The sequence below is a fragment of the Saccharothrix sp. 6-C genome, assembly GCF_016695385.1.
Lineage (GTDB): Bacteria > Actinomycetota > Actinomycetes > Mycobacteriales > Pseudonocardiaceae > Actinosynnema > Actinosynnema texasense.
In genome coordinates this window covers 8,342,893-8,366,390 of the sequence record NZ_CP064192.1, presented here as the reverse complement: position 1 = coordinate 8,366,390, position 23,498 = coordinate 8,342,893, and the positions used below count along the sequence as shown (strand labels likewise).

Genomic DNA, 23,498 nt, shown 5'->3' with positions numbered 1-23,498 from the left:
TCGACGCGGTCGCCGCGTCCGATCACCCCTCACCTCCCGCAAGGGACACCGGAAGAAGGAGAACCCATGCACACCTGGGCCAAGCGCGGTCTCCAGACCGCACTTGTCACTGGTGGTTTGCTGATGCTCGGCACGGGCATCGCTTCAGCCCAGGAGAACGTCAACCCCGACGCGAAACCGAACCCGCTCGACGCGAAGGTTCGCGTGCCGGTCGACGTCGACCACAACAACCTGGGCACCCTGCTCGGCAACCACGACCTGCCGGACATCCACCACGAGTTCGGCACCCCGAGCGCGGCCGGCCTGCCCGTCCGCCACCTCGCCGAGCCGGCCAACCCGCTGGTCCGCGGCGCGCAGGACCGGGCGGCCGGCGTCGAGACCGGGGGCCTGACCCGCGGCAACACCGCCGACGCCGACGTGGTCGTGCCGGTCAGCGTCTGCGGCAACGCGATCGCGGCCACCGGCGACGCCTACAGCGACGGCGTGTGCGTCCAGTCGGCCTCCAGCACCGGCGAGATCCGGACCGACGGGTCGCGCGGCACGCTGGCCGGCAACGTGGCGCACGCCGCCGCCGCCGTCTCGCCCCAGGTCAACGGCAACGCCGTCGCGGCCCTGGCCAACGCCGAGTCCCACGCCACGTCCCACCAGCGGGCGGTCGCGGGCGACCGCGTCCGCACCTCGGGCGAGGACGGCTCGCTGTCGGGCAACATCGCCGCCGTCCAGGGCGCGGTGCCCGCGCAGGTCACCAACAACGCGGTCGCCGCGGGCGGCAACTCCTTCAGCGGGGCCTCGTCCTCGAACGACGCCCAGGCCGTCGGCTCGCTGACCACCACCGGCCGGCGCGGCACCGCCGGCGGCAACGTCCTCGGCGCGCCGGTCGCGCCGGTCGTCGCGGTCACCGGCAACGGCGTGGCCGCCGCGGGCAACGCGGACACCGCCACCGAGAACCGGGCGTCGGCCGACGCGGGCACCACCCACCGCGACCACACCGACCTGCCGATGTGGACCTACACCTCCGGCAACGACGGCACCCTCGCGGGCAACGTGGTCCAGCCCGCGTTCGCCGGGCCCGTCGCCGCGGGTGACAACGCCCTGGCGGGCGGCGGCAACGCGCAGGTCGACAACGCCATGGCGCACGACGCCGAAGCCGGCGGCAACAGCTTCACCGCCGGCCAGGACTCGGTGCTGTCCGGCACCTTCGCCGACGCGCCCGTCGCCCTGCCGGTCTCCGGCGCGGGCAACGCGCTGTCCGGCGTGGGCACCACCTCGGCCCGGCACGCGAACGAGGCCACCGCGGTCTCCGGCGGCGACACCTACACCAACGGCGACCGGTCGGTCCTGGCGGCGAACTCGGTGAACCTGCCGCCCGCCGGCGCGGCCGACCTGTGCGGCAACGGCCTGGCCGGCGGCGGCATCGCCGACGCCGACTGCGGCAACGACGTGGTCGCGGACTCCGGCGGCTACAACGGCACCACCGGCAACGACGCGGTCGGCTCCGGCAACGTCGGCCAGGTGCCGCTGGGCCTGCCCGCCGAGGCGTTCGGCAACGGCGTCGGCGCGGCGGGCACGCCGACCGGCCGGGCCACCGAGAACAAGACCGTGCGCTCCGGCCGGGTCGCGACCAGCGTCGACGACAACGGCACCGCGTCCAGCAACGTGGTGTCCGCGCCGACCGCGCTCGGCGGCCAGGTGTTCGGCAACTCGGGCGGCGCGGTCGCCAACCCGACGTCGAAGACGGACAGCGACACCGAGATCGACCTCGGCAACCCGCCGACCGCCAACGGCAAGCACGGCTCCGCCTCCGGCAACATCGTGCACCTGCCCACCTCGAACCCGGCCCAGGTCTTCGGCGACTCCGTGGTCGCGGTCGGCAACGGCTCGTCGGAGACCGACAGCAAGCTCGACTCCCGCTCCGGCGGGGCCGCCACCACCACCGGTGACGAGGGCTCGCTGTCGGGCAACGTGCTGTCGCTGCCCGAGGCCTCCTCGCCGCAGGTGTTCGGCAGCGCGATCGGCGCGGGCAGCAACGTCGAGTCGGAGAGCCGCAACCAGTTCGGCTCGCACTCCGGTGGCGACGTGCAGACCTCCGGCGACGACGCGTCGTTCTCGGGCAACGGCGTCGGCGCGCAGCCGTCGATCCCGCTGCAGGTGTTCGGCGACGCCGTCACCGCCGCCGGCAACGGCGAGTCGCGGACGGACAACCGGACCGGCCTGATCGCCGGCGGCCGGCACCTGACCTCCGCCGAGGACAGCGCGTGGTCGGGCAACCTGCTCACCGCGCCCGCCGCGCTCACGCCGTCGGTGCACGGCGACGCCGTGACCGTGGCCGGCCTCGCGGACGCCGCGACCGCCAGCCGGTCGCAGAGCCAGTCCGGTGGCGTGACCACCACCGGGGGCCGCGGCGCGGTCAGCGCGCACGACCTGGAAGCGCCGACCGAGGCGTTCGCCCGCATGTTCGGCATCCCGGTGGACGTGCTCGGCACGGCCACCACCAACGCGCACGAGGTCAACGACGTGCGCACCGGCGACGACCGGGGCGACACCGCCCAGGTCGGTGACGCGAACCGGGGCATCCAGCTCCCGGCGAGCGTCGACAGCCTGCTGCGCGTCACCGAGGTGCCGACCCTGGACCTCCTCGGCATGGTGTCCCGGTACACCGTGCCGGTGGCCCTGCCGGGGATGGACGACCTGCGCGCGCTGCCGATCGACCGCCTGGACCAGGTCCAGCTGCCGGGCAGCGACCTGCTCGCCCGGTCCGTCCCGAAGCCGGAAGCGCCGGAGGTGGAGCTGCCCAAGCCCGAACTGCCCAAGCCCCAGCTGCCCGAGGCGGACGCGCCGCTCGGCGCGCTGTCGCAGGCCGAGCTGCCCACCCAGGAGATGCCGCGCATCGGCAGCGTCGACCAGGTGCTCCGCAACGGGTTGCCGCCGGTCGTCCAGGCGAGCCGCGCCGCGTTCCGCACGGTGCCCGTCGCGGGTGTGCTGACCCGTTCGGTGCAGTCCGAGTCGGACGAGCGCTCGTTCGGCGGCAGCCTGCCGCTGATCGGCGACCTCACCTCGACGTCGGCCCTCCCGGCCGTGGACAGCCTGCCGCTGCAGGGCCTGACGCAGGGCCGCACCCTGCCGACGCTGCCCGTCGCGGCGCCGGCCGGGCTGCCGTTCGTGCTGCCGACGCCCGGTGTGGCGCAGCCCCGCACCGAGTCCCCGATGGTGCCGCCGCTGGCCCTGAGCGGCCTGAACGTCAACCCGGTGCAGGGTGGCACCGGCCCGACGCGGTTCACCGAGGCGCAGGCGCCCGCCCTGGCGGGCATCGACGCGCGCAGCGTCTTCAACTCGCTTGAGGACACCGCCGTGATGCCGCGGATCTGATCCACGACCCGTCCCCGCTACCGGGCCCCTGGCACTCGACGTGCCAGGGGCCCGGTCGTGTGCGCGGGGCCGTGCGGCGGCGGCGTGGTTCGGTGGCGTGGGTTCGGTGGCGTGGTCAGCGGCGCAGGCGTTCCTCGACGTGCGCGATCACCGAGTGCAGCGGCGCTTCGCCGTCGCTGGTCACCCAGCACACCCGCACCCCGGTGCGCACGCGTTCACCGCCCAGCCGCACCGCGCGCCCGGTCAGCTCGCGCACCCGCGCCGCGACCGCCTCGCCGCTGCCGTTCGGGTGCTCCGCGACCACGGCGAACGAGTCGCCGCCGTACCGCGCCACGGTGTAGTCGGCCCGTAAACCCTGCCGCAGCCGCTTCGCCAGCACGGCCAGCAGCTCGTCGCCGCGCCTGAAGCCGTGCGCCGCGTTCACCGCCGCCATCCGGTGCACGTCCGCCAGCACCAGGGACGCCAACGTGCCCTGGGTGCGGGCCCGGATCAACGCCTGGTCCAACCGGTCGAGCAGCAGCGCCCGGCCCGGCAGCCCGGTCAGCGCGTCGAGCAGCCCGGCGCTGTGCGGCACGTCCGCCTGCACCGGCCGCAGCAGCACCAGCACCTGCCCGCGGGCCTCGACCGGGAAGTACTCGGCCCACACCTTGGCGTGCGGCAGCGCCATCGGGATGGTCAGCGGTGATCCGGTGCGCAGCACCTGGGCGGCGAGCTCGGCGCAGCTGGGCAGCGGCGCGCCGGAGTCGTCGAGGGCGCGGGCGTCACCGAGCAGGGACGACGCCATCGGGTTCGCGGCGAGCACCACGCCGTTCCCGTCCTGGAGCAGGACCCCGACCGGCAGTTCCGAGACGAACTCGTCCCACACCGCACGGGGAACCGTCGTCTGCGCGGTACTCGTCTGCACGGTACTCATAGGACTCGTGCCTTCCGCTGAGGCATGGCCTGTCCGTGAAGAGCCTCCCTGCGGGTAGCGGGCTTTTCAATAGCCCCGGCGCCACCCGGTCCGGTGATCTTTGGCCGGCGCTGTAACGCCCAGCGAATCCAGCATCCCGGCGAAGTCCTCTTCGGACACGATCGGCACCCGGTACGCCCGCGCCCGGCGCGCCTTGCTCGACAGCGTGAACGGGTCGGCGGCCACGACCAGGCGGGTCGCCCTGGTCACGTGCCCCTGGTTGACCAGCCCGACCGACGCGGCCCGGTCGACCCACTCCTCGCGCGGCGCGTGCATCCGGCCCGTGAACACGACCCGGTCACCGCGCACCAACGTCACCAGCTCCGGCCGGTGCGACGCCGGCACGCCCGTGCCGCGGCGCACCTCGACCACGTCGTCGGCCAACGGCAGGCGCGGCACGGGTTCGGCCGCCGGCACGCCGAACCCCAGGTAGTGCGCGAACAAGCGGGCCGTGGCGCGGGCGTCGTGCAGCGCGGAGTGCGCCGAGCCGAGCACCACGCCGATCGCCGCGCAGCACGCGGCCAGCGACCGCCCGGCCCGGTCCGGCAGGTACCGGTCGGCCAGGCGCATCGTGCACAGGCCCGTCACCGGCAGGTCCACCCCGGCGCGGGCGAACTCGGCGGTCAGGAACCGGGCGTCGAAGGACAGGTTGTGCGCGACCACGACCCGGTCGGCGAGACGTGCCGCCACCGCGCCCGCGGCCTGCGCGAACGTCGGCGCGTGCCACACGTCGGCCGCGCGGATGCGGTGCACGTGCTGCGGCCCGAGGTCGCGCCCGGGGTTGAGCAGGGTGCACCACTCGTCGGTCACCCGGCCCGCGTCGTCCAACCCGACGACGGCCACCTCGACCACCCGGTCCGACCCGCGCGCGGCGAACCCGGTCGTCTCCACGTCGACCACCGCGTACCCCATGATCGACGAACCCTACCGATCATGGTCACCCGCTCAGCGCGCGGAGCACGAGATCGACCACCGCGTCGACGAACTCCTCGGTCAACGGCGCCGTCCTCAGGAACCACCGCTGGTAGACCGGTCCCAACAACAACTCCACCGCCGCCGGCACGTCGACGTCGGCCCGTACGTCGCCTAATCGCCGGGCCGCGCGTAATCGGTCCTCCAACGCGATCCGGCGGGGCATCAGCAGCAACGTCACCAGGTCCGTGCGGGACTCGTGCACCAGCACCCGGCACACCTGGTCGAACCGCCGTTCGGCCAGCTCCTCGGCGGCGGCCCACAGCTCCCGCTTCAGGTCGATCGCCAGCACGCCGCTGGGCAGCTCGTCCGCGCCGGCCGGCCCGAACTCCACGAAGGCGTCGAACAGCAGCGGCCCCTTCGACGGCCACCACCGGTAGATCGTCTGCTTGCCGACCCCGGCCCGCGCCGCCACCGCCTCGATGGTCAACCGGGAGTGGCCGAGCGCCTCGACCAACTCCCACGCGGCCACGAGGATCGCCCGCCTCGAACGGTCGCTGCGCCGCGCCGCGTCGGGTGGCATCTTTCGATCGTATGCGCAGTTCCCGCGGTGCGGGAATGACTCACCGAGCGCGCAACCGGTGACCGGCCCGCTCGGCGCGCCGAGCCACCAGGTACGAGTACGGGGACCTGCCGTAGGCGCTGCGGAACTCGCGGCTGAGCCGCCCGGCGGGGATGCCCGCGTCGCGGGCGAGCGCCAGGACGTCCAACGGCCGCGCGAGGTCGCGGTCGATCCGGTCGCGCACGCGGCGCAGGCGCGCCAGGTCTTCGAGGCGTCGCGCGGTGGCACGTGCGCGTGCCCACGCGGGGTGGCACATGGCGGGCCTTCCCGGTCAGCGGAGCTCTTGGATGCGGATCAGGTTGCCCGCCGGGTCCCGGAAAGCGCAGTCGCGGACGCCGTAGGGCTGCGAGGTCGGCTCCTGGACCACCTCGGCGTCGCCCGCCTGCACCTTCTCGAACGTCGAGTCGAGGTCCGGGGTGGCCAGCAGGATCCAGCCGTAGGTGCCCTTGGCCATCATCTCGGTGATGGTGTTGCGCTCGTCCTCGGTGATGTTCGGGTCGGCGGCGGGCGGCGCGAGCAGGATCGACGTGTCGGGCCGGCCGACGGGGCCGACCGTGATCCAGCGCATCCGGCCCTGGCCGACGTCGCTGCGGACCTCGAAGCCGAGGGTGTCGCGGAAGAAGGCGAGGGACGCCTCCGGGTCGTCGTGCGGCAGGACGCTGGTGTTGATCGTGAGTTCCATGGCGACCAGCCTAAGCACGCACGCTGACCTGCGCTTCTCGATTCCTGATCGCTCCCCCTGGCGGTCGCGCCCGCGGCGGGAGGTCCGCGAGCGCGTGCCGCCGGGTGTCAGCCCGGGACGCGGGCCGCGATGCCGTCGAGGACGAAGTCGAGGCCTGCCCGGAAGGTCTCGTCGGCGTCCAGGTGGGGGCCGTCGTGCACGAGGTTGGCCAGCGCGGGGAACCGGCCGGTGGCGAAGACCTTGGTCAGGTACGGCCCGTAGGTGGCCTGCCACTGCTCCTTGTCCAGCCCGGAAGCCCGTTCGGCGCGCAGCTCGGTGATCTCCCGCCGCACCGCGCCGACCACGTACGCGTTGACCGCGGCGACCGCCGGCACGACCGTGGCCAGGTCGACCCCGGTCATCGCGGCCAGCACGGCCTCCCCGCCGGCCAGCGTGTTCGGCCCGAGCTGGGGCCGCCCGCCGATCAGGTCGGCGAGCCACTCGTGCCGCCGGGCGGCCTGCCGGGTGGTCTCGGCCAGGGAGCGCAGCACCTCACGCCACCCGTCGCCGGTCGGCCGGATCTCCTCGTGGACCGCGTCGACCATCAGGTCGAGCAGCTCCTCCTTGGTGGCGATGTAGCCGTACAGCCGCATCGGCCCGACGTCCAGCGCCGCGGCGACCTTGCGCAGCGACACCGCGTCCAGGCCGTCCGCGTCGGCGAGCCGGATCGCCGCCCGCACGATCCGCTCCCGGCTCAGCGGGGCCGGCACCGGTCGGTCCGGCGGCTCCGGTCGCTCCCACACCAACATGCGAAGGAGGGTACAGCGCTCGTCCTGATACAGTGTATCGAATAGATACAGTGAATCGGGGGATGGCCATGCGCATAGCGATCGTCGGAGCCGGCTTGGGCGGTCTGGCCCTTGCCCGGGTGCTGCACGTGCACGGCATCGAGTCCGTGGTCTACGAGCGCGAGGCGTCACGCCACGCGCGTGGCCAGGGCGGGATGCTCGACATCCACTCCGGCCAGCGGGCGCTGCGCGAAGCCGGCCTGATCGACCGGTTCTTCGCGATAGCCCGCGGCGAGGGCCAGGACATGCGCCTGCTGGAGCCCGACGGCACCCTGCTGCTCCAGGAGGACACGCCCGACGACGCCCCGCTCGCCCGACCCGAGGTCGACCGCGCCGACCTCCGCGACCTGCTGCTGGACTCGCTCCCCGACGGCGTGGTGCGCTGGGGGCACGCGCTCGGGTCCGCCGCCGACGGCGTGCTCCGCTTCGCCGACGGCGGTAGCGCGACCTACGACCTGCTGGTCGGCGCGGACGGCGCGCAGTCCCGGGTCCGCCCGCTGCTCACCGACGCCCGCCCGACGCACCTCGGCCAGAACGTGGTCGAGATCGGCATCCCCGACATCGACCGCACCCACCCCGACCTCGCGGCGATGGTCGGCCGCGGCAACTACTGGGTCCTCGGCGACGGGCTGTCCCTGGGGGCGCAGCGCAACGGCGACGGTCGCGTCCGCATCGGCCTGAGCTTCTACCGCACCGGCGAGGACTGGTTCGCCACCAGCGGCATCCCGTTCGACGACCCGGCCGCCGCCCGCGCGCGGCTGATCGACCTGCTCGCCGGCTGGCACCCGCGGTTCACCGCCCTGGTCGCGGCCTGCGACGACACGATCGTGCCGCGGGCGATCACCACCCTCCCGGTCGGCCTGACCTGGCCGTCACGACCGGACGTCACGCTGGTCGGCGACGCCGCGCACCTGATGCCACCGGTGGGCGAGGGCGCGAACATGGCGCTGCTCGACGGCGCCCTGCTCGGCCTCGCCCTGGCCGCGCACCCGGACGACCACGCCACCGCCGTCCGGGAGTACGAGCGGGAGATGTTCGAGCGCGCCGGGGCCGCCGCCCGGATGTCCGCCCGGATCCAGGAATTGCTGGTGGCGCCGGACGCCGCCCGCCGGATGCTCGCCTTCTTCCAACCCGGCTGACCGCGGGGTCAGCCCTGGGCGAGGTCGGCGAAGCGGCTGTAGTGCAACTGGTGGGCGACGGTGATGGTGGCCGTCGGGCCGGCGCGGTGCTTGGCGATGATCAGGTCCGCCTCGCCCGCGCGCGGGTCGTCGCGTTCCCAGGCGTCCGGGCGGTTGATCAGGATGACCATGTCGGCGTCCTGCTCCAGCGAGCCGGACTCGCGCAGGTCGGACAGCTGCGGGCGCTTGTCGGTGCGCTGCTCCGGGCCGCGGTTGAGCTGGCTGATCGCGATCACCGGCACCTCGAGCTCTTTGGCGATCAGCTTCAGGTTCCGGGAGAACTCGGAGACCTCCTGCTGACGGGACTCGGTGCGCTTGCCCGACGACATCAGCTGGAGGTAGTCGACCACCACCAGCCGCAGGTCGTGGCGCTGCTTCAACCGCCGCGCCTTGGCCCGGATCTCCATCATGGTCAGGTTCGGCGAGTCGTCGACGAACAGCGGCGCCTCGCTGATCTCGCTCATCCGCCGTGCCAACCGCGTCCAGTCGTCGTCACTCATCCGCCCACCGCGCATGTCGCCGAGCCGGATGCGCGCCTCCGCCGACAGCATGCGCATGACGATCTCCGTGCGCGACATCTCCAGCGAGAAGATCGCGCTGGTCAACCCGTGCTTCACCGAGCACGACCGGGCGAAGTCCAGTCCCAGCGTCGAGTTGTGGGTCGGGATCATCGACCGGCCCGCGAGGTACAGGTGGTTCCGGTTGTCCACTTCGACACAACGCACCGGCACACTCGGAACAGGGCGCACGTCGACGATGAACCGCGACCCCGTCCGGGCCAGGCCCGTGGCCCGGCGACGCTCCTTCAGCACCAGCCGCTTGCGCTCCAGCCGGAACACGTCGTCGTCGGCGCCGAAGGTCAACGTGTAGGTGGTGGAGCTGCGGTCGCCGCGCCCGCGGACCTGCTTGGTGCTGGTCGAGCACCGGTAGCCGAGGCTCACGATCAGCTCGCGCACGTCCTCGGCCAGCCGCCGGTTCGTGACCGCGAACTGCACGGACCCGCCGGTCGTCACGGTGCCGTCGGTGTCCAGCAGCCCGGCCAGCAGCGCGCGCCGCTGAGCGATGGACGCCCGCAGGTACACCGCCGGGATGTGCTTGTCGTCGAGCACCCCGATGCCGCGGAGGACGCCCTGCGCGGTGCCGTGGTCGCGGTGGCACTCCTGGCACAGGCGCAGGCCGCTCGACGGCCGACCGCAGTCCGGGCACGTCGGGGCCGGGACCGGGGCCGAGGTGAACCGGGACCTGCCGCCGCAGCTGCGACCGCAGGTCTTCACCTGCGCGGTCCTCGGCGTGAAGGGCGTGCCGCAGACGACGCAGTCGCGCGTCGCGATCGGCTCCGGTGCCGGCAGCTCGATGCCGTAGAGCAGCTCGCCGCTCTGCGGCACCACGTCGTACCCCTCGGCCTCGACGTGCCACGCGATCTCCGGGTCCGCCGTGGTGAACCGGGAACCGGCGGAGTGGCCGTCCCCGAGCCACACACCGAGCGTGTAGGGGCCGAGCGGGAGGGCGGATTCGGGCAGGTCGAGGGGTTCGGCGTTGGCCACCGAGTGGTTGAGGCGGCGGTCGGCGGTCTCGCAGCGCAAGCTCTCCGCGATCTCGCGCGTGGTCCTGACTTCGCCGAACGCCCGGCGGCCGCGGCCGGTCGCCGACCCCTGCGCCGAGCGCCGTGAGGCCCGGGTCTCGGTGAGCCACTGGTGCTCGGCGTCGGCCACCAGCACCGAGCCGTCGGAGAACTCGACCTCGTAGCACGGCCGCCCGCGCATCACCTCGGTCGCGGCCACCACGGTCGTGGGGCGACCGTCCGCGCCGATGAGCTGGTCGCCGACGGCGACCTTGCCCATGGTCGTCCACCCCGTCGGCGTGGCGAGCGGGGTGTCGAGCGCGAGCGCCTTGCCGACACCCGGTCGGGCCGCGACGATGATCATCTGACCCGGGTGCAGGCCGTTGGTCAGCTCGTCCAGGTCCGCGAAACCGGTGGGGATGCCCAGTGACGAGCCGCCGCGCGAGGCGATGGCGTCGATCTCGTCCATGGTCGGCTGGAGCAGCTCCTCCAGCACCACGTAGTCCTCGGTGGTGCGGCGCTCGGTGACCTCGTAGATCGCCGCCTGCGCCCGGTCGACCACCTCGTCCACGTCCGCGCCCTCGGCGCCGTTGTAGCCGAGCTGGACGATCCTCGTGCCCGCCTCCACCAACCGCCGCAGCACGGCCTTCTCCGCCACGATCTCGGCGTAGTAGGAGGCGTTGGCGGCGGTCGGCACGGTGGCGATCAGGGTGTGCAGGTACGGCGCGCCGCCCACCCGCAGCAGCTCGCCCCGGCGTTCCAGCTCGGCGGACACCGTGATCGGGTCGGCCGGCTCGCCGCGCCCGTACAGGTCGAGGACGCAGTCGTACACGGCCTGGTGGGCGGGCCGGTAGAAGTCGTTGGGCGCCAGGACCTCGACCACGTCGGCGATCGCGTCCTTGCTCAGCAGCATCCCGCCGAGCACCGACTGCTCGGCGGCGAGGTCCTGCGGCGGCTGCCGTTCGAAGCCGGGCTCGGCCATGCCCCGGTCGTCCACCAGCGCCACCGTGAGCTCACCCCAATCTGCTGCCGTGCGGATGTTGTACCTCGTGGGTCCGACAAAGTCCGCCACGCCACGCCTCGTGGTCCAGCGACGCTAGAGCCACCTGGATGGCGTAGGCAAACCCACCTGTGGACAACTCGGTGGACAGCTTGGGGATGGTCGCGCCCAGCTGACCACAAGGCTGGGGAAACCTGTGGACAACCTGGGTACAACTTGGGTCCAGACAAAAGTCAGCGCAGGTCAAGGCCTGTGGATAAGTTTGTGGAAAAGTAGTGCGTCACACCTTCGGCGTGTCGCGTGTAACCGGCTGCACGGCGTGTCGCGCCCAACGTGTCACACGAGTTGTCCACAGCCGGACGTGCGAAAGCGCCGCCCGACCAGAACACCTGGTCGAACGGCGCTTCCGGGAAAACGTCAGACGCTCGCGACCTCGACGGACAGCGCCACGGTGACCTCCGGGTGGAGCCGGACGTTCACCGAGTGCTTGCCGAGGGTCTTGATGTGGCCCGCGATCTCGACGGACCGCTTGTCCAGCGTCGGCCCGCCGGCCGCGCGCACGGCCGACACGACGTCGGACGAGGTGACGGAGCCGAACAGCTTCTTCGAGCCCGTCGCGGACTTGGCCTTCAGCGTCACGGAGCCGAGGCCCTCGAGCGTGGCCTTGATCTCCTTGGCGTGGTCCAGGTCCCGCACCCGGCGGGTGTCCTGCGCCCGGCGGATGACCTCGACCTGCTTGGTCGCGCCCTTGGTGGCGACGATCGCCAGGCCGCGCGGCAGCAGGTAGTTGCGGCCGTAGCCGTCCTTGACCTCGACGATGTCGCCGGGGCCACCGAGGCCGGTCACGTCAGCGGTGAGGATGAGCTTCACGATGCCGTCCCCTTTCTCAGCGAGCGGTCGAGGTGTAGGGCAGCAGCGCCATCTCGCGGGCGTTCTTGACGGCGACCGCGACGTCGCGCTGGTGCTGGGAGCAGTTGCCGGTGACCCGGCGGGCGCGGATCTTGCCCCGGTCCGAGATGTACTTCCGGAGCAGGGTGGTGTCCTTGTAGTCGATCAGGTTGGCGTTCTTGTCCTTGCAGAACGCGCAGACCTTCTTCTTGGGCTTGCGCACAGGCGGCTTGGCCATGTGTGGACTCCTGGTATTACGCAGTGAAGTGTGGGGTGGACCGGTGCCGGGTCTAGAAGGGGGGCTCGTCGGCGAAGCCACCGGAGCCGGCCGGGGGCGCGGAGCCCCACGGGTCGTCGGCCGGTGCGCCGCCACCACCGCCGCGAGACTGACCGCCGCCGCCGAAGCCGCCGCCGCCGTCTCCACGGCTCACCTTGTTGACCTTCGCGGTCGCGTAGCGCAGCGAGGGGCCGATCTCGTCGACCTCAAGCTCGATGACGGTGCGCTTTTCGCCTTCCTTCGTCTCGAAGGAACGCTGGCGCAGCCGCCCGGAAACGAGCACGCGCGAACCGCGGGTGAGGGACTCGGCCACGTTCTCCGCGACCTGCCGCCACACGTTGCACCGCAGGAACAGCGCTTCGCCGTCCTTCCACTCACCGCTGTTCTTGTCGAACGTGCGGGGGGTGGAGGCCACGGTGAAGCTCGCCACCGCGGCGCCGGACTGGGTGAAGCGGAGTTCGGGATCGGCGGTCAGGTTGCCGACCACCGTGATCGTCGTCTCGCCTGCCATGTTCGGGGCTCCTAGGCCTTGGCCGCGGCCTTGGCGGCGATCCTCGCCGCGGTCTTCGCGGCCTTGGCGGGATCGCGCCGGATGACCTTCGTCCGGAGCACCGTCTCCTGCAGGCCGAGCTGGCGGTCCAGCTCCTTCACCGCGTCGGGGGTCGAGATCAGGTCGAGGACGGCGTAGATGCCCTCGGCGCTCTTGTTGATCTCGAAGCTCAGCCGGCGCTTGCCCCACACCTCGACCTTCTCCACGTTGCCACCCGTGGTGCGGATGACGTTGAGGAACGTGTCAAGGGACGGCGCGATCGTGCGCTCGTCGAGACTGGGGTCGAGGATGACCATCACTTCGTAATGACGCATGAAGACCACTCACCTCCTGTGGACTCGGCGGCCACGGACGTTCCGTGGCAGGAGGGTCGTCGCGTCAGCAACCCGTGAAGGGTAACAGGCTGTTCGGCCGCCTCCGCCGGCGGTCGGTCGGCGCAGGTCGGCGCAGGTCGGCGCGCCGGGTCAGCGCGCCCAGGCGAGGAGGTTCCGGCGGACCTCCTCGATGATCCGGGTGCCCCGGTTGTGGGAGGTGTGGCCGTACGCGTGGACGGCCACCGCGCAGTACGTGCCGCAGCCCGTGTTGTAGACGGCCGAACCGCTCTGCCCGCCGATGGTGTCCATCAGGTACGAGAGCTGGCGCGCGGTGGTGCCGGTCACGGTGTCGGAGGTGGTCCACTGCGTGCCGGAGGGCTTGTCCTGCGGGTAGCCCGCGGTGGTGGCGGTGGTGCCGTTGAGCGACGCGGTGGACGTGGTCAGGCCGAACCAGCCGGTGGTGTTGCCGACGGTGCACGTGAGCTTGAGGGCGGCGTAGTCGTGCTCGGTGCTCCCGTCCTGGGTCCACCCGGTGACGCTGTAGGCGTTGGACACGCCGCAGCTGCCGTACGGCGACGAGCTGCCGTTGCGGCCGGGGTACACGGTGAAGTTCGTGTTCCACGCGGCGGCGGCGGGGTTGTAGACGCAGTGGCCCGCGGTCGCCACCGCGTTCGCCGCGTACAGCCAGCCCGTGCACCAGCTCGTCGAGCCGGTGGGCTTGGTGTAGGTGAAGCGGACCGTGGCGCGGGCCGGGTAGGTGGTCGTGTCGGTGACCTGCACCCGCCCGTCCGGCGCGATGATCGACTGGGTCGAGAGGTCGTCGGGGTCCACCGTCGCCGGTCCGGGTCCGGTGACCCGGCGGACGCCCGCGGCGTCGGACAGGTCGCCGGTGCCCGCGAACCCGCGGCCGGTGGGGCGTGGTCCGCCGGGGTCCCGCTGGACCGGCGCGCCGACGCGGCCGTCGTCGGAGACCGGCGTGTCGGGGTCGAGGGCGGGGGCCGCGGTGGAGGCCGAGGCCTGCACCGCGGTCAACGTCAGGGCGAGGCACAGCGCGGAGAACGTTTTCCCGATCACGTTCCGCAACGCTTCCACCGCGGTGGGCAGCCGGGCAGGGGGCGGACGCAGCAAGAACCCGGGTCCGGTTGGTCCTTCCGGCGTCTTACGCGACGGCGCGGCGCAGCACCCAGGTGCGCACGAGCGCGCCCGTCACGCACGACAGCAGCAGCACGGCCAGCAGCACGGGCGCCGCCACACCGCCGCCCATCCGGCCCGAGCCGGGCAGCGCCTGGGCCCGGCCCGCAGTCTGCACGCTGTCGGAGTCGTCCGCGCCCGGCACGCCGTAGCCGGGCCGGTAGCCGCTGACCCCGCCGCCGTAGCGCACGCCGGGTGACGGCGCGTACCGGCCGGGCACGGCGAACGGCAGGGCGCCGTAGCTGAACAGCGGCACGCGGCCGAAGTTGCCGCCCCACGGGTTCGCGCCGTACAGCGGCACGTCGAGCCCGCCGACACCGCCGACGGGGTTGGTCGCGGGCGACTGGGCGCCGGGGGTGGCGCCGGGGTTCCCGGTGCCGGGGTTCGTGCCCGGCCGGCCGGTCGGCGGCGGCTGGTTCGGCGCGGGCTGACCGGGCAGGTTCGGCAGGCCCGGCAGTTGGCCGGTGGCCTGCTGCGAGGCGTCCGCGAGCGCCTTCGACCCGTCCTGGACGGGCGCGGCGGCGGTGTTGACGCCCTGCACGGTGACGCCGCACAGCTTGGTCAGCTCGGTGCGCACCCCGTTGGCGAGCGTGACCACGATCGGCCCGAGCAGCGGCAGCTTGACCAGCTCCGCGTTGACCTTGTTCGCGATCTCGCCGCCGGTGATGACGCCGGAGCCGGTGGGGATCGCGCCGATCGGGATGGGCGGCAGCACCGAGAACACCTGGCGGAACGGCTCCGCGAGCGGCGGCCCGAGCAGCGGGACCGCCCGGATCAGCTGGACGATCGGGTCGAGCACGGCGACCGGGCTCAGCGCCACCGGGGTGCCCGGCACGCCCTGCACGGTGGTCGCGCAGCTGCCCACCACGAGGGGTTCGGCGGCCGCTGCCGAACCCGAGCCGGCGGCGGCGCCGGCCGTGCCGACCGCGAACACGACAGCCGCCGCGCTCACCAGTCGAGTGAGCCGGGTCCGCATGTCTGGCCTCCTGGCGTGACGGCTGCGTTCCTTGTTCCTACTTACAAGTAACGAGCGTAGGTGCTGATAGTGACGCGAGCCATCCCCCTCGACGACAAATTTCGTATCGCCGGCGGTCGTCGGCGCGTTTCGCCGGCGGACTACCCTCTGCACCCATGCGCATCGGGGCCCACGTCCGCGACGACGACCCGCTCGGCGCCGCTGTCGCCCGCGGCGCCGACGTCGTGCAGTTCTTCCTGGCCGACCCGCAGGGGTGGAAGGCGCCGAAGCCGCACCCGCAGACCGAGGGGTTGCTGGCCGCCGACCTGGAAGTCTTCATCCACGCGCCGTACCTGGCCAACGTCGCGTCGCTCAACAACCGCATCCGCATCCCGTCGCGGAAGATGGTGCTCCAGCACGCCGACGGCGCGGCCGAGGTCGGCGCCAAGGGCCTGATCGTGCACGGCGGGCACGTCGCCAAGGGCGAGGACCCGGGCGACGGGATCGCCAACTGGCGCAAGATGTTCGAGCGGCAGGCCGAGAGCGGCGGCTTCGCGGTCCCGATCCTGATCGAGAACACCGCGGGCGGCGAGAACGCCATGGCGCGGACGTTCGACATGCTCGGCAGGCTGTGGGACGCGGTCGGCGAGTTCGGCGCCGGGTTCTGCCTGGACACCTGCCACGCGTTCGCCTCCGGCGAGGACCTGGTCGGCATCGTGGACCGGGTGAAGGCCATCACCGGGCGCATCGACCTGGTCCACCTCAACAGCTCCCGCGACGAGTTCGGCTCCTCGCGCGACCGGCACGCCAACATCGCGTCCGGCACCATCGATCCCGACCAGTTGGTCGCCGTGGCCGCCGCCGCCGGCTCGCCGGTGCTGGTCGAGACCCCGGACGAAGGGCAGGCGGCGGACATCGCGTTCCTCCGCGAGCACCTGGGTCGTTGAGCGTGACCCGGGAGGCGGTGGCCGTGCCGGAGCGCGCGGACGCCGCGTCGTCAACGTCGCGGTTCGGCCGGGCCGCGCTCGCCGCGGTCGTCCTCCTGTGCGGGCTGACGATGCTCGCCGGCTTCCTCAACAAGGACCGCTGCACCGGGCCCGAGTTCGACCAGTGGGGCCGCAGCGGGCCGGACTACGAGCGCCGCAACAAGGCCGAGGTCTGCTACTCCGACATCCAGCACCTGTGGATCGGCCGGGACATCGACCGGCACGTCTTCCCGTACGTGAACGGGAGCATCGACAGCGAGGGCGCGCTGGTCGGGGGCGTGGTCGAGTACCCGGTGCTGACCGGGCTGATGATCTGGGCGGGCGCGATCCCCGCGCGCACCGACGCCGCGTTCCTGCTGTTCTCGGCGCTGCTGATGGCGCCGTTCGGGTTGGCCGCCGGGTGGTTGCTCGGCAAGCTGAGCCGGTGGCGCGCGCTGATCTGGGCGCTGGGCCCGCCGATGGTGCTGTACGCGTTCCACAACTGGGACCTGCCGGTCGTGTGCTGCGCCGTGGCGGCGGTGTACGTGGTGCACCGGGGCTGGGGACGGCGCGAGCGGCCGTTGGTCGACCGCGCGGTGGTCGCGTCCGTGCTGCTGGGCCTCGGGTTCGCGTTCAAGGTCTACCCGGCGATCTTCGTGCTGCCGCTGTGCCTGTACGTGCTCACCGGTGGTCCCGGCGGCCGGTGGTTGCCGCGCGGCGCCCGGCACGACGTCGCGGGCGCGGTGAAGGTGGCGCTGGCGTGCGTGGTGACGGTGGTGCTGGTCAACCTGCCGTTCGCGCTGGCCGGCGTGGAGGGCTGGCGGGCGTCGTTCGCGTTCCAGGGCCTGCGGCGGGTCGACATCACCACGAACTCGGTCTGGTTCTGGTCGATGCGGCCGTTCCTGGCCGACGACGTCATGCAGCCGCTGGTGTCGGTGCTGTCGCCGCTCGCGATCGCGGGGTCGTTCGCGCTGGCGTGCCTGCTCGGGTGGCGGCGCCACCTGGCCGAGGGCAGCTACCCGTGGGTGGCCGTGTCGGCGGCGATGCTGTGCGGTTTCCTGTTGTTGCACAAGGTGCACTCGCCGCAGTACACGCTGTGGCTGGTGCCGATGTTCGTGCTGCTGCGGGTGCACTGGGGCTGGGTGGCGGCGTACTTCGCGGCGGACCTCGCCATGGGCGTCGGCATCTTCCGCTGGTTCTACGCGATCGAGTTCGGCGAGCCGTCCGGGATCTACGACGGGTTCTCGGCGCAGGCCGTGGTGATCGGCGTGTGGGGCCGGGCGGCGCTGCTGGTGGCGTTGTTCTTCGTCTTCCTGCGCTCCGAGGTCACGTTCGCCGACCGCCGCCCGGCCCGTCGCCGGCCGGCGCCCGCGACCACCGCGTAGCCCCGCCGCCCGCGACCGCCGCGGTTCAGCCGCCCACGCCGGCGGGCACCGGGGCGTCGTCCGGGCGCCGTCGCCGCCACCGCAGCGCGAACCGGTCCGGCGCCTCGTCGACGAACCCGCCGCACGGGTCGTCGTCGCCGGCCTGGCGCACCTTGTCCAGGTCGGGCCGGTAGATCTCGCGCACGATCAGCCCGCACAGCACGAGCACCGCGACGTCACGCGCCACCACCGCGCCGAGGAACCAGTCGATCGGCAGGCCCTTGTTGTCCACGCCCAGGTAGAAGAACATCCGCGGCACCCAGACCAGCGCGTCCACGGTCATCCACACCAGCAGCAGCTTCCACCTCGGCAGCGCCAGCACGGCCAGCGGCACCAGCCACAGCGAGTACTGCGGGCTCCACACCTTGTTCGTCAGCAGGAACGCCGCCACCACCAGGAACGCCAGCTGCGCGAACCGGGGCCGGCGCGGCGCGGACAGGGCCACGAACCCGACCGCCGCGCAGCACACCAGGAACAGCACCGCGCTGACCGTGTTCAACACCTCGGGCGCCTGCCCGTGCAGCAGCCCGGGGTCGAAGCCCGGCCACCCGGTCCACTGCGCGACCACGTTGTAGAGCGAGTCCGGGTCGACGCCGCGCTCGGTGTTGAGCCGGAAGAACTCGCGCCAGCCGTCCGGGTAGAGCCAGGCGATCGGCGCGTTCACCAGCCCCCACGTCACCAGCGTCGCGCCGAACGTGGTCCACCCGGCCCGCAGCTTGCCCGCGCGCCAGCACAGCAGCAGCAACGGTCCGAGCAGGAACAGCGGGTACAGCTTCGCCGCGCCGCCCAGCCCGAGCAGCACGCCCGCCAGCACCGGCTTCTTGCGCGCCCACGCGAGCATCCCCGCCGTGGCGAACGCGGTGGCCAGCGTGTCGAAGTTGGTGAACGCGTGCACGACCACCAGCGGCGACACCGCCACCAGCACCGCGTCGTACGGCCGTCGCCTGGCCAGCTGCGCCACCGCGAACGCGGTCACCAGCCAGGCCAGCGCCAGCCACAGCGCGGTGATGTTGAAGTACACGATCACGGTCATCGGGTTGGGCAGCCACCCGGAAGAGGCGATGACCGTCCAGCCCTGCGCCATCCGGGCGTTGAGCAGCTGGAACATGCCCGTCAGCACGGGGTACTCCATGTACCGCACGTGCGCGGTGGGCTTGCCCTCGTCGTCCACCCACGAGGTCTTGTAGGGGAACGTGTCCGGCTTGTCCAGCCGTTCCGCCGTGTACAGCGGCACGGTGTCGGAGTAGCACATCGCGGTGAACTGCTTGCTGCCGCGCCAGTCGAGCTGCACCACGCCGTTGTCGTCCACGTACTGCTGGACGCACGGCGACTTCTGGAACCACGCCAGCGCCAGCGTCACCACCGCGAACAGCAGCACGACCCGCAGCGGCGTCCAGAACCACTGCCGCCCCACCGACGCGTGCCTGCCGACCGGTCCGCCCAGCGGCTTGCTCGCCGCCCTCGCCAGCGGCTCGGTCCACGTCGGGTTGACCCGCTCGTCGGGCCGGAGCGAGTCGGTGTCGTCGTCGTTCGCCCGCGAGCCGTCGGGGGTCGCCTGCGAGTGCTGCGAGGGGCTGGCCACGGTGACGGATGCTACGGGCAGGGGTCAACGGACGTTGTGAGGTCGTCGCGAACCCCGGGGGATCGTCGCGGCCCCGCTCCGGGCCCGGTGCGCGAAGAGGGGCCCGGCACTCGGCCGGACCCCTCTTCACGTGCGCTGACTCCGATCGCTAACCCGTCGGCGGTCTGCCGCCGCCACCGATCGGGTTGGGATCGTTCTCCTCCGTCGTGGTGGTCGTGGGCGGGCAGGCCAGGCCCACGCACGGACGGGTGGTGGTCGTCGGCTTGGTGGTCGTCGGCTTGGTCGTGGTCGGCTCGGTCGTCGTCGACCGGTTCTCCTCGTCCCGCTTCGTCGTGGTCGTGGTGGTCGTGGTCGTGGTCGTCGTCGGCTTCGGGTCGTCGAACTGGTGGAGCTTCCTCGGCTTCGGGAAGGGCTCCGCCGGCGTTCCCTCCAGCGACTTGTCCATGAACTTCTTCCAGATCTGACCGGGCAGGCCACCACCGAAGATCGGGTTGCCCCTGTTGTCCCTCAGCGCCACGTTGCCCTCGTCGCGACCCAGCCACACCGACGCGGACAGCGACGGCGTGTAGCCGACCATCCACGCCTTCGAGTTCTGGCTGGCGTCGTCGGGCAGCTCGTGCGTGCCGGTCTTGCCGGCGCACTCGCGGCCCGCGCACGGGATCTTCGAGTACGTGAGCACGGGCTTGAGCGACTCGGTGACGTTGTCCGCGATGTCCTGGTTCAGCTGCTGGTCGTTCGGGGCGAACGCCGGCCGCGTCACGTCGACGTGCTGGTAGACCGCCTTGTTCTCGGCGTTGGTGATCTTCGAGATGAAGAACGGCTCGTGGTAGATGCCGCGCGCGGCGAACGTGGCGTAGGCCGAGGCCATGTCGAACGGCCGGACCTGCGCCTCGCCGCCGCCGATCGCGATACCGACGTTCGGCGGGCCGCCGTTCTCGTTGACCAGCAGGTCCCTCTTCTGGCCCTGCACCTCGACCGTCTTCGGGATGCCCGCCGCGTGGGCGGCGTCGGCGACCGGCTGGGTGCCGATGTCGATCACCATCTCGTAGAACACCGTGTTGAGCGACATCTCCATCGCCTTGCGGATGGGGCACTGCTCGCCGCAGGTGTTGTTCCGGTCCGACGCGTTGCGGATCGTGATCTTGGTGTCGCCGAGCTCGAACGTCTTCGGCGAGCGGCCGTCGTAGGTCGAGCCGAGGCCCTTGCCGTTCTTCAGCGCGGCGACCAGGTCGAAGGGCTTGAACGACGAGCCCGCCTCCTGGAGGGTGTTCGTCGCGTAGTCCAGGCCGGTGCCGTCCTCGCCCGCGTAGTACGCCTTCACCGCGCCGGTCTGCGGGTCGATCGCGGTGAGCGAGGACCGCAGCTCCGGGGGCTGGGGACCGAGGACCTCGTGCACCGCGTCCTCGGCCGCCTGCTGCTTGGGCGGGTCGATGGTGGTGTGCACGGTGACGCCGACCTTCTGCGCCTTCTCGATGCCCCAGTCGACCTTGGCCATCTCCTGGACGACCTGCTCGCGGATGTGCAGGCGGATCGAGCTCAACCCCGACTGGTCGACCTGCTCGACCGGCTGCGGGAACTTCTCGGCGTCCCGGTAGGCCTGGTCGATCCAGTTGTACTTGAGCATCTGGTCCATCACGTAGTTCCAGCGCTCTTCCATGTACGCCTGCTGCCAGTCGCGGCTCGGGTTCTGGATCATGCCCGCGAGCAGCGCCGCCTGGGACGGGGTGACGTCCTTCAGCTCGTTGACGCCGAAGTAGGCCTTCACCGCCGTCTTGATGCCGTAGCCGCCCTTGCCGAAGTAGATCGTGTTCAGGTAGGCGGTGAGGATGTCTTCCTTGTCCTGCTGCTCGGACATCTTGTAGGCGGTGACGGCCTCGGTGAACTTGCGGGTCAGCGTCATGTCCGACTGGTCGGTGGCCTTCTTGACGTACTGCTGCGTCAGGCCCGAGCCGCCGCTCTGCTCACCCTTGAGCTGGTAGTAAGCCGCGCGCGCGATGGCGGTGAGGTCGAAGCCGACGTTCGTCTCGAACGTCGGGTCCTCCGCCGCGAACACCGCGTGCTTGATCGAGTCCGGCAGGTCCTCGTACTTGACCAGGGTCCGGTTCGCCTCGCCGGGCGCGATCTTGGTCATCTCGGTGCCGTCGGCGTAGAGGACCGTGATCGCCTTGCCCTGGTCGGCCGCGACGACCTCCGGGTTCGGCACCTCCACCACCTGGTAGGCGATGGCGAACGCGGCGACCGGCGCCAGGAGCATCAGGCCGAAGGCCACGTAGGTGGCGCGGCGCACGCGGCGCCAGACCTTCTTGCGGCGCACGGCGCGGGCCTCCTCCTCGGTCAGCTCCTCGTCGTACTCGTCGTCGTAGAACGGCTCCAGCTCGACCTCGTCCTCGCGGTGCGTGAGGAGCTCGGGCTCGCGCGGCGTGGTCTGGTAGACGGGCGGCAGCAGGTCCGTCGGCTCCTCGCCGGGACGCCGAGGGGGACCGCCCGGACCCGTCGGGCCGCCGGGTCGGCGGGGGCCGCCCGGACCACCGACCGGTGGCCGGCCGCCGGGCGGCACGGGACCTCCGGGTCCGCGCACACCGCCGGGAGGCGTGGGGGGTCGCTGGCCGGGGCCGCCGGGCACGCTGCCCGCGACCGCGGGGCCCACCGCGGGGCCGCCGGGGCCGACCGGGGGCCGCCCGGCCTGCCGTGGGGGGACGGGTCCGCCCGGCCTGCGGGCGGCGGGCCGCCGCGGGGGATGCCGCCGGGTGGCGTGCCGCCCACCTGTGGGCCTCCCGCGGGCGGCGTGCCGGGACGGGCGAACCCGCCCGGCGGCGTGCCGTGCCTGGGCGCGGGGCCGGGGCCGTCCACCGGAGTGCGCGCGAAACCACCTGGCGGGGTGTTCGGACGCTCCGGCTGATCCCCGGCGCCGTGGCGCGGTGGGTGCCCGCCGCCGTCCGGGTCCTCCCCGGTCGGCCATTGCGGCTCCGCGCCACGATGCCTGTCGTCATGCTGGTCGTTCACGAAATGGCCTCCCAGACCGGCGTGCCGTTGCACGCGGTTCGGTGGTCGTACGCCGCTGCTCCTCGCCGGAGCGGCGCCCGTGGTCGGAGCACGTTCACTCCGCCGCGGTCCTCCTGCGTGGCTTGCGAGTGTTCAGGCCACGCGTTCCCAGGACGTATGACTGCACCAGGTGGTTCCAACTACATGTGCGGCAAACTTCGACCACGTACACGGTGAACTCCTCGAAGAGGGTCGCCATGCGGGCCAGCTCGTCGGCGGTGCGCGCGGATCCGGCCGCGTGCTTGAGCTCGTCGCCGTAGACCCAGGACACGTGGGTGAGCGGTTCCTTCCGGCACACCGGGCAGGTCACGTCGCTCGGCCGGCCGTGGAACTTCGCGGCCCGCAGCAGGTACGGGCTCGCGTCGCAGACCTCCATCGTGCCCACTCGGCCCGCGTAGACCTCCGCCAGCAGCGCACGGCGCTGCAAGGCGTAGTCCACGACCTGGCGTTGGGTCGACACGACGACCAGAGTACGTGCCGCCCCAACCGCGTCGATGGGCCGTTCAGGGCAGTGGGCCGAAAGGCAGGGGTCGCTGTGTGCCACGCGACACGGCATCGGCGTGCGTGGATGTATCGCACCGATATACTGACCGCACCCATCGGCGCTCACCGAGCGAGGGAGGTGCCGTGCTGGAGTTCGCGGTGCTCGGCCTGCTGCACGAGGCGCCCATGCACGGCTACGAGCTGCGCAAGCGCCTGCACGAGCTGCTGGGTGCGTTCCGCGCGTTCTCCTACGGGACGCTGTACCCCACGTTGCGCAAGCTGCAACGCGGCGGCCTCATCGTCGAGGAAGTGCCCGAGGACGACTCGGCCCGGTGGGGCCGTCGGGCGCGCAAGGTCTACAAGCTCACCGCGGAGGGCAAGGAGAGGTTCGCCGAACTGCTGGCCAACGCCGGACCCCAGACGTGGGACGACGACTCGTTCGGCGTCCACCTGGCGTTCTTCTCCAGGACCCCCGTCGAGATCAGGATGCGCATCCTCGAAGGCCGCAGGCGCCGCGTCGAAGAGCGCCGCGAGGGGCTGCGCACCTCGTTATCGGCTACCAGCGAACGCATCGACCGGTACACCCGGGAGCTGCACCGGCTCGGGCTCGAGAGCACCGAGCGCGAAGTGCGGTGGTTGAACGAGCTGATCGCCCATGAACAGGCCGAACAGCGCGAGCAGGACCAATAACACCCCGGATACGAGCACGGAAGAACTAAGGAGGACT

The 23,498-nt window shown here is 72.3% G+C and carries 20 protein-coding genes and 1 pseudogene; 5 read left to right on the top strand and 16 right to left on the bottom strand.

The annotated features are described in order from the left end of the window. Positions 1–66 precede the first annotated feature (66 nt). Positions 67–3,366 carry a beta strand repeat-containing protein gene (locus IOD16_RS36485; RefSeq protein ID WP_201438000.1) on the top strand — a complete coding sequence of 1,100 codons (3,300 nt, stop codon included), beginning with the start codon at positions 67–69 and terminating at the stop codon, positions 3,364–3,366. A gap of 115 nt (positions 3,367–3,481) precedes the next feature. On the opposite strand, the gene IOD16_RS36480 is transcribed toward IOD16_RS36485, so the two are convergent. The 6 genes and pseudogenes from IOD16_RS36480 to IOD16_RS36455 all read right to left on the bottom strand — a co-directional run bounded on the left by IOD16_RS36480 (position 3,482) and on the right by IOD16_RS36455 (position 7,322). Next, on the bottom strand, positions 3,482–4,279 hold the full coding sequence (locus IOD16_RS36480) for a sensor domain-containing diguanylate cyclase (RefSeq protein ID WP_201437999.1): 798 nt from the start codon (positions 4,277–4,279) through the stop codon (positions 3,482–3,484). A gap of 66 nt (positions 4,280–4,345) precedes the next feature. After that, on the bottom strand, positions 4,346–5,230 hold the full coding sequence (locus tag IOD16_RS36475) for an exonuclease domain-containing protein (RefSeq protein ID WP_201437998.1): 885 nt from the start codon (positions 5,228–5,230) through the stop codon (positions 4,346–4,348). A 25-nt stretch (positions 5,231–5,255) separates the two neighbouring features. Then, positions 5,256–5,813 (bottom strand): TetR/AcrR family transcriptional regulator, encoded by a 558-nt coding sequence (locus IOD16_RS36470; protein ID WP_123744865.1) that lies wholly within the window; start codon positions 5,811–5,813, stop codon positions 5,256–5,258. Positions 5,814–5,862: 49 nt separating this feature from the next. After that, positions 5,863–6,108 (bottom strand): annotated as a pseudogene (locus IOD16_RS36465) (AraC family transcriptional regulator); the annotation flags it as partial. Between the two features lie 15 nt (positions 6,109–6,123). After that, on the bottom strand, positions 6,124–6,534 hold the full coding sequence (locus tag IOD16_RS36460; RefSeq protein ID WP_123744866.1) for a VOC family protein: 411 nt from the start codon (positions 6,532–6,534) through the stop codon (positions 6,124–6,126). 107 nt (positions 6,535–6,641) lie between these two features. After that, on the bottom strand, positions 6,642–7,322 hold the full coding sequence (locus IOD16_RS36455; protein WP_201437997.1) for a TetR/AcrR family transcriptional regulator: 681 nt from the start codon (positions 7,320–7,322) through the stop codon (positions 6,642–6,644). Between the two features lie 68 nt (positions 7,323–7,390). Between IOD16_RS36455 and IOD16_RS36450 the strand changes: the two genes are divergently transcribed. After that, complete coding sequence (locus tag IOD16_RS36450; protein WP_201437996.1) at positions 7,391–8,500, top strand: FAD-dependent oxidoreductase; 1,110 nt, start codon at positions 7,391–7,393, stop codon at positions 8,498–8,500. 8 nt (positions 8,501–8,508) lie between these two features. On the opposite strand, the gene dnaB is transcribed toward IOD16_RS36450, so the two are convergent. From dnaB to IOD16_RS36415, 7 genes are all read right to left on the bottom strand, one after another. Further along, positions 8,509–11,106: a replicative DNA helicase gene (gene dnaB / locus IOD16_RS36445; protein WP_442978142.1), complete on the bottom strand. Its 2,598-nt coding sequence runs from the start codon at positions 11,104–11,106 to the stop codon at positions 8,509–8,511. A gap of 411 nt (positions 11,107–11,517) precedes the next feature. Continuing rightward, positions 11,518–11,973, bottom strand: coding sequence for a 50S ribosomal protein L9 (gene rplI / locus IOD16_RS36440; RefSeq protein ID WP_170185452.1), 456 nt, complete (start codon positions 11,971–11,973; stop codon positions 11,518–11,520). A 13-nt stretch (positions 11,974–11,986) separates the two neighbouring features. Next, on the bottom strand, positions 11,987–12,226 hold the full coding sequence (rpsR, locus tag IOD16_RS36435) for a 30S ribosomal protein S18 (protein WP_015805710.1): 240 nt from the start codon (positions 12,224–12,226) through the stop codon (positions 11,987–11,989). A 52-nt stretch (positions 12,227–12,278) separates the two neighbouring features. Continuing rightward, a complete protein-coding gene (locus tag IOD16_RS36430) occupies positions 12,279–12,776 on the bottom strand; it encodes a single-stranded DNA-binding protein (protein ID WP_123744870.1) in 498 nt (165 codons plus the stop codon). 11 nt (positions 12,777–12,787) lie between these two features. Continuing rightward, positions 12,788–13,129 (bottom strand): 30S ribosomal protein S6, encoded by a 342-nt coding sequence (gene rpsF, locus IOD16_RS36425; protein ID WP_123748234.1) that lies wholly within the window; start codon positions 13,127–13,129, stop codon positions 12,788–12,790. Between the two features lie 150 nt (positions 13,130–13,279). Further along, a complete protein-coding gene (locus tag IOD16_RS36420) occupies positions 13,280–14,203 on the bottom strand; it encodes a trypsin-like serine peptidase (RefSeq protein WP_201437995.1) in 924 nt (307 codons plus the stop codon). 85 nt (positions 14,204–14,288) lie between these two features. Next, the gene (locus IOD16_RS36415) at positions 14,289–15,296 is read right to left on the bottom strand and encodes a hypothetical protein (RefSeq protein ID WP_201437994.1); all 1,008 of its coding nucleotides are present in this window, start codon (positions 15,294–15,296) and stop codon (positions 14,289–14,291) included. 155 nt (positions 15,297–15,451) lie between these two features. On the opposite strand from IOD16_RS36415, the gene IOD16_RS36410 reads away from it, so the two are divergent. Together IOD16_RS36410 and IOD16_RS36405 are read left to right on the top strand one after the other, a co-directional pair. After that, the gene (locus IOD16_RS36410; protein WP_201437993.1) at positions 15,452–16,222 is read left to right on the top strand and encodes a deoxyribonuclease IV; all 771 of its coding nucleotides are present in this window, start codon (positions 15,452–15,454) and stop codon (positions 16,220–16,222) included. Between the two features lie 2 nt (positions 16,223–16,224). Further along, positions 16,225–17,625 carry a glycosyltransferase family 87 protein gene (locus tag IOD16_RS36405; protein ID WP_442978141.1) on the top strand — a complete coding sequence of 467 codons (1,401 nt, stop codon included), beginning with the start codon at positions 16,225–16,227 and terminating at the stop codon, positions 17,623–17,625. Between the two features lie 25 nt (positions 17,626–17,650). Here IOD16_RS36405 and IOD16_RS36400 read toward each other — a convergent pair whose 3' ends face one another. The 3 genes from IOD16_RS36400 to IOD16_RS36390 form a co-directional block, all read right to left on the bottom strand. After that, positions 17,651–19,246: a glycosyltransferase family 87 protein gene (locus IOD16_RS36400; RefSeq protein WP_123744873.1), complete on the bottom strand. Its 1,596-nt coding sequence runs from the start codon at positions 19,244–19,246 to the stop codon at positions 17,651–17,653. 148 nt (positions 19,247–19,394) lie between these two features. Further along, a complete protein-coding gene (locus tag IOD16_RS36395; protein WP_236594589.1) occupies positions 19,395–21,803 on the bottom strand; it encodes a transglycosylase domain-containing protein in 2,409 nt (802 codons plus the stop codon). A gap of 540 nt (positions 21,804–22,343) precedes the next feature. After that, on the bottom strand, positions 22,344–22,748 hold the full coding sequence (locus IOD16_RS36390) for a DUF5318 domain-containing protein (RefSeq protein WP_201437990.1): 405 nt from the start codon (positions 22,746–22,748) through the stop codon (positions 22,344–22,346). 167 nt (positions 22,749–22,915) lie between these two features. On the opposite strand from IOD16_RS36390, the gene IOD16_RS36385 reads away from it, so the two are divergent. Further along, positions 22,916–23,461, top strand: a complete 546-nt coding sequence (locus IOD16_RS36385) for a PadR family transcriptional regulator (RefSeq protein ID WP_201437989.1) — start codon at positions 22,916–22,918, stop codon at positions 23,459–23,461. The last annotated feature ends 37 nt before the right edge of the window (positions 23,462–23,498 follow it).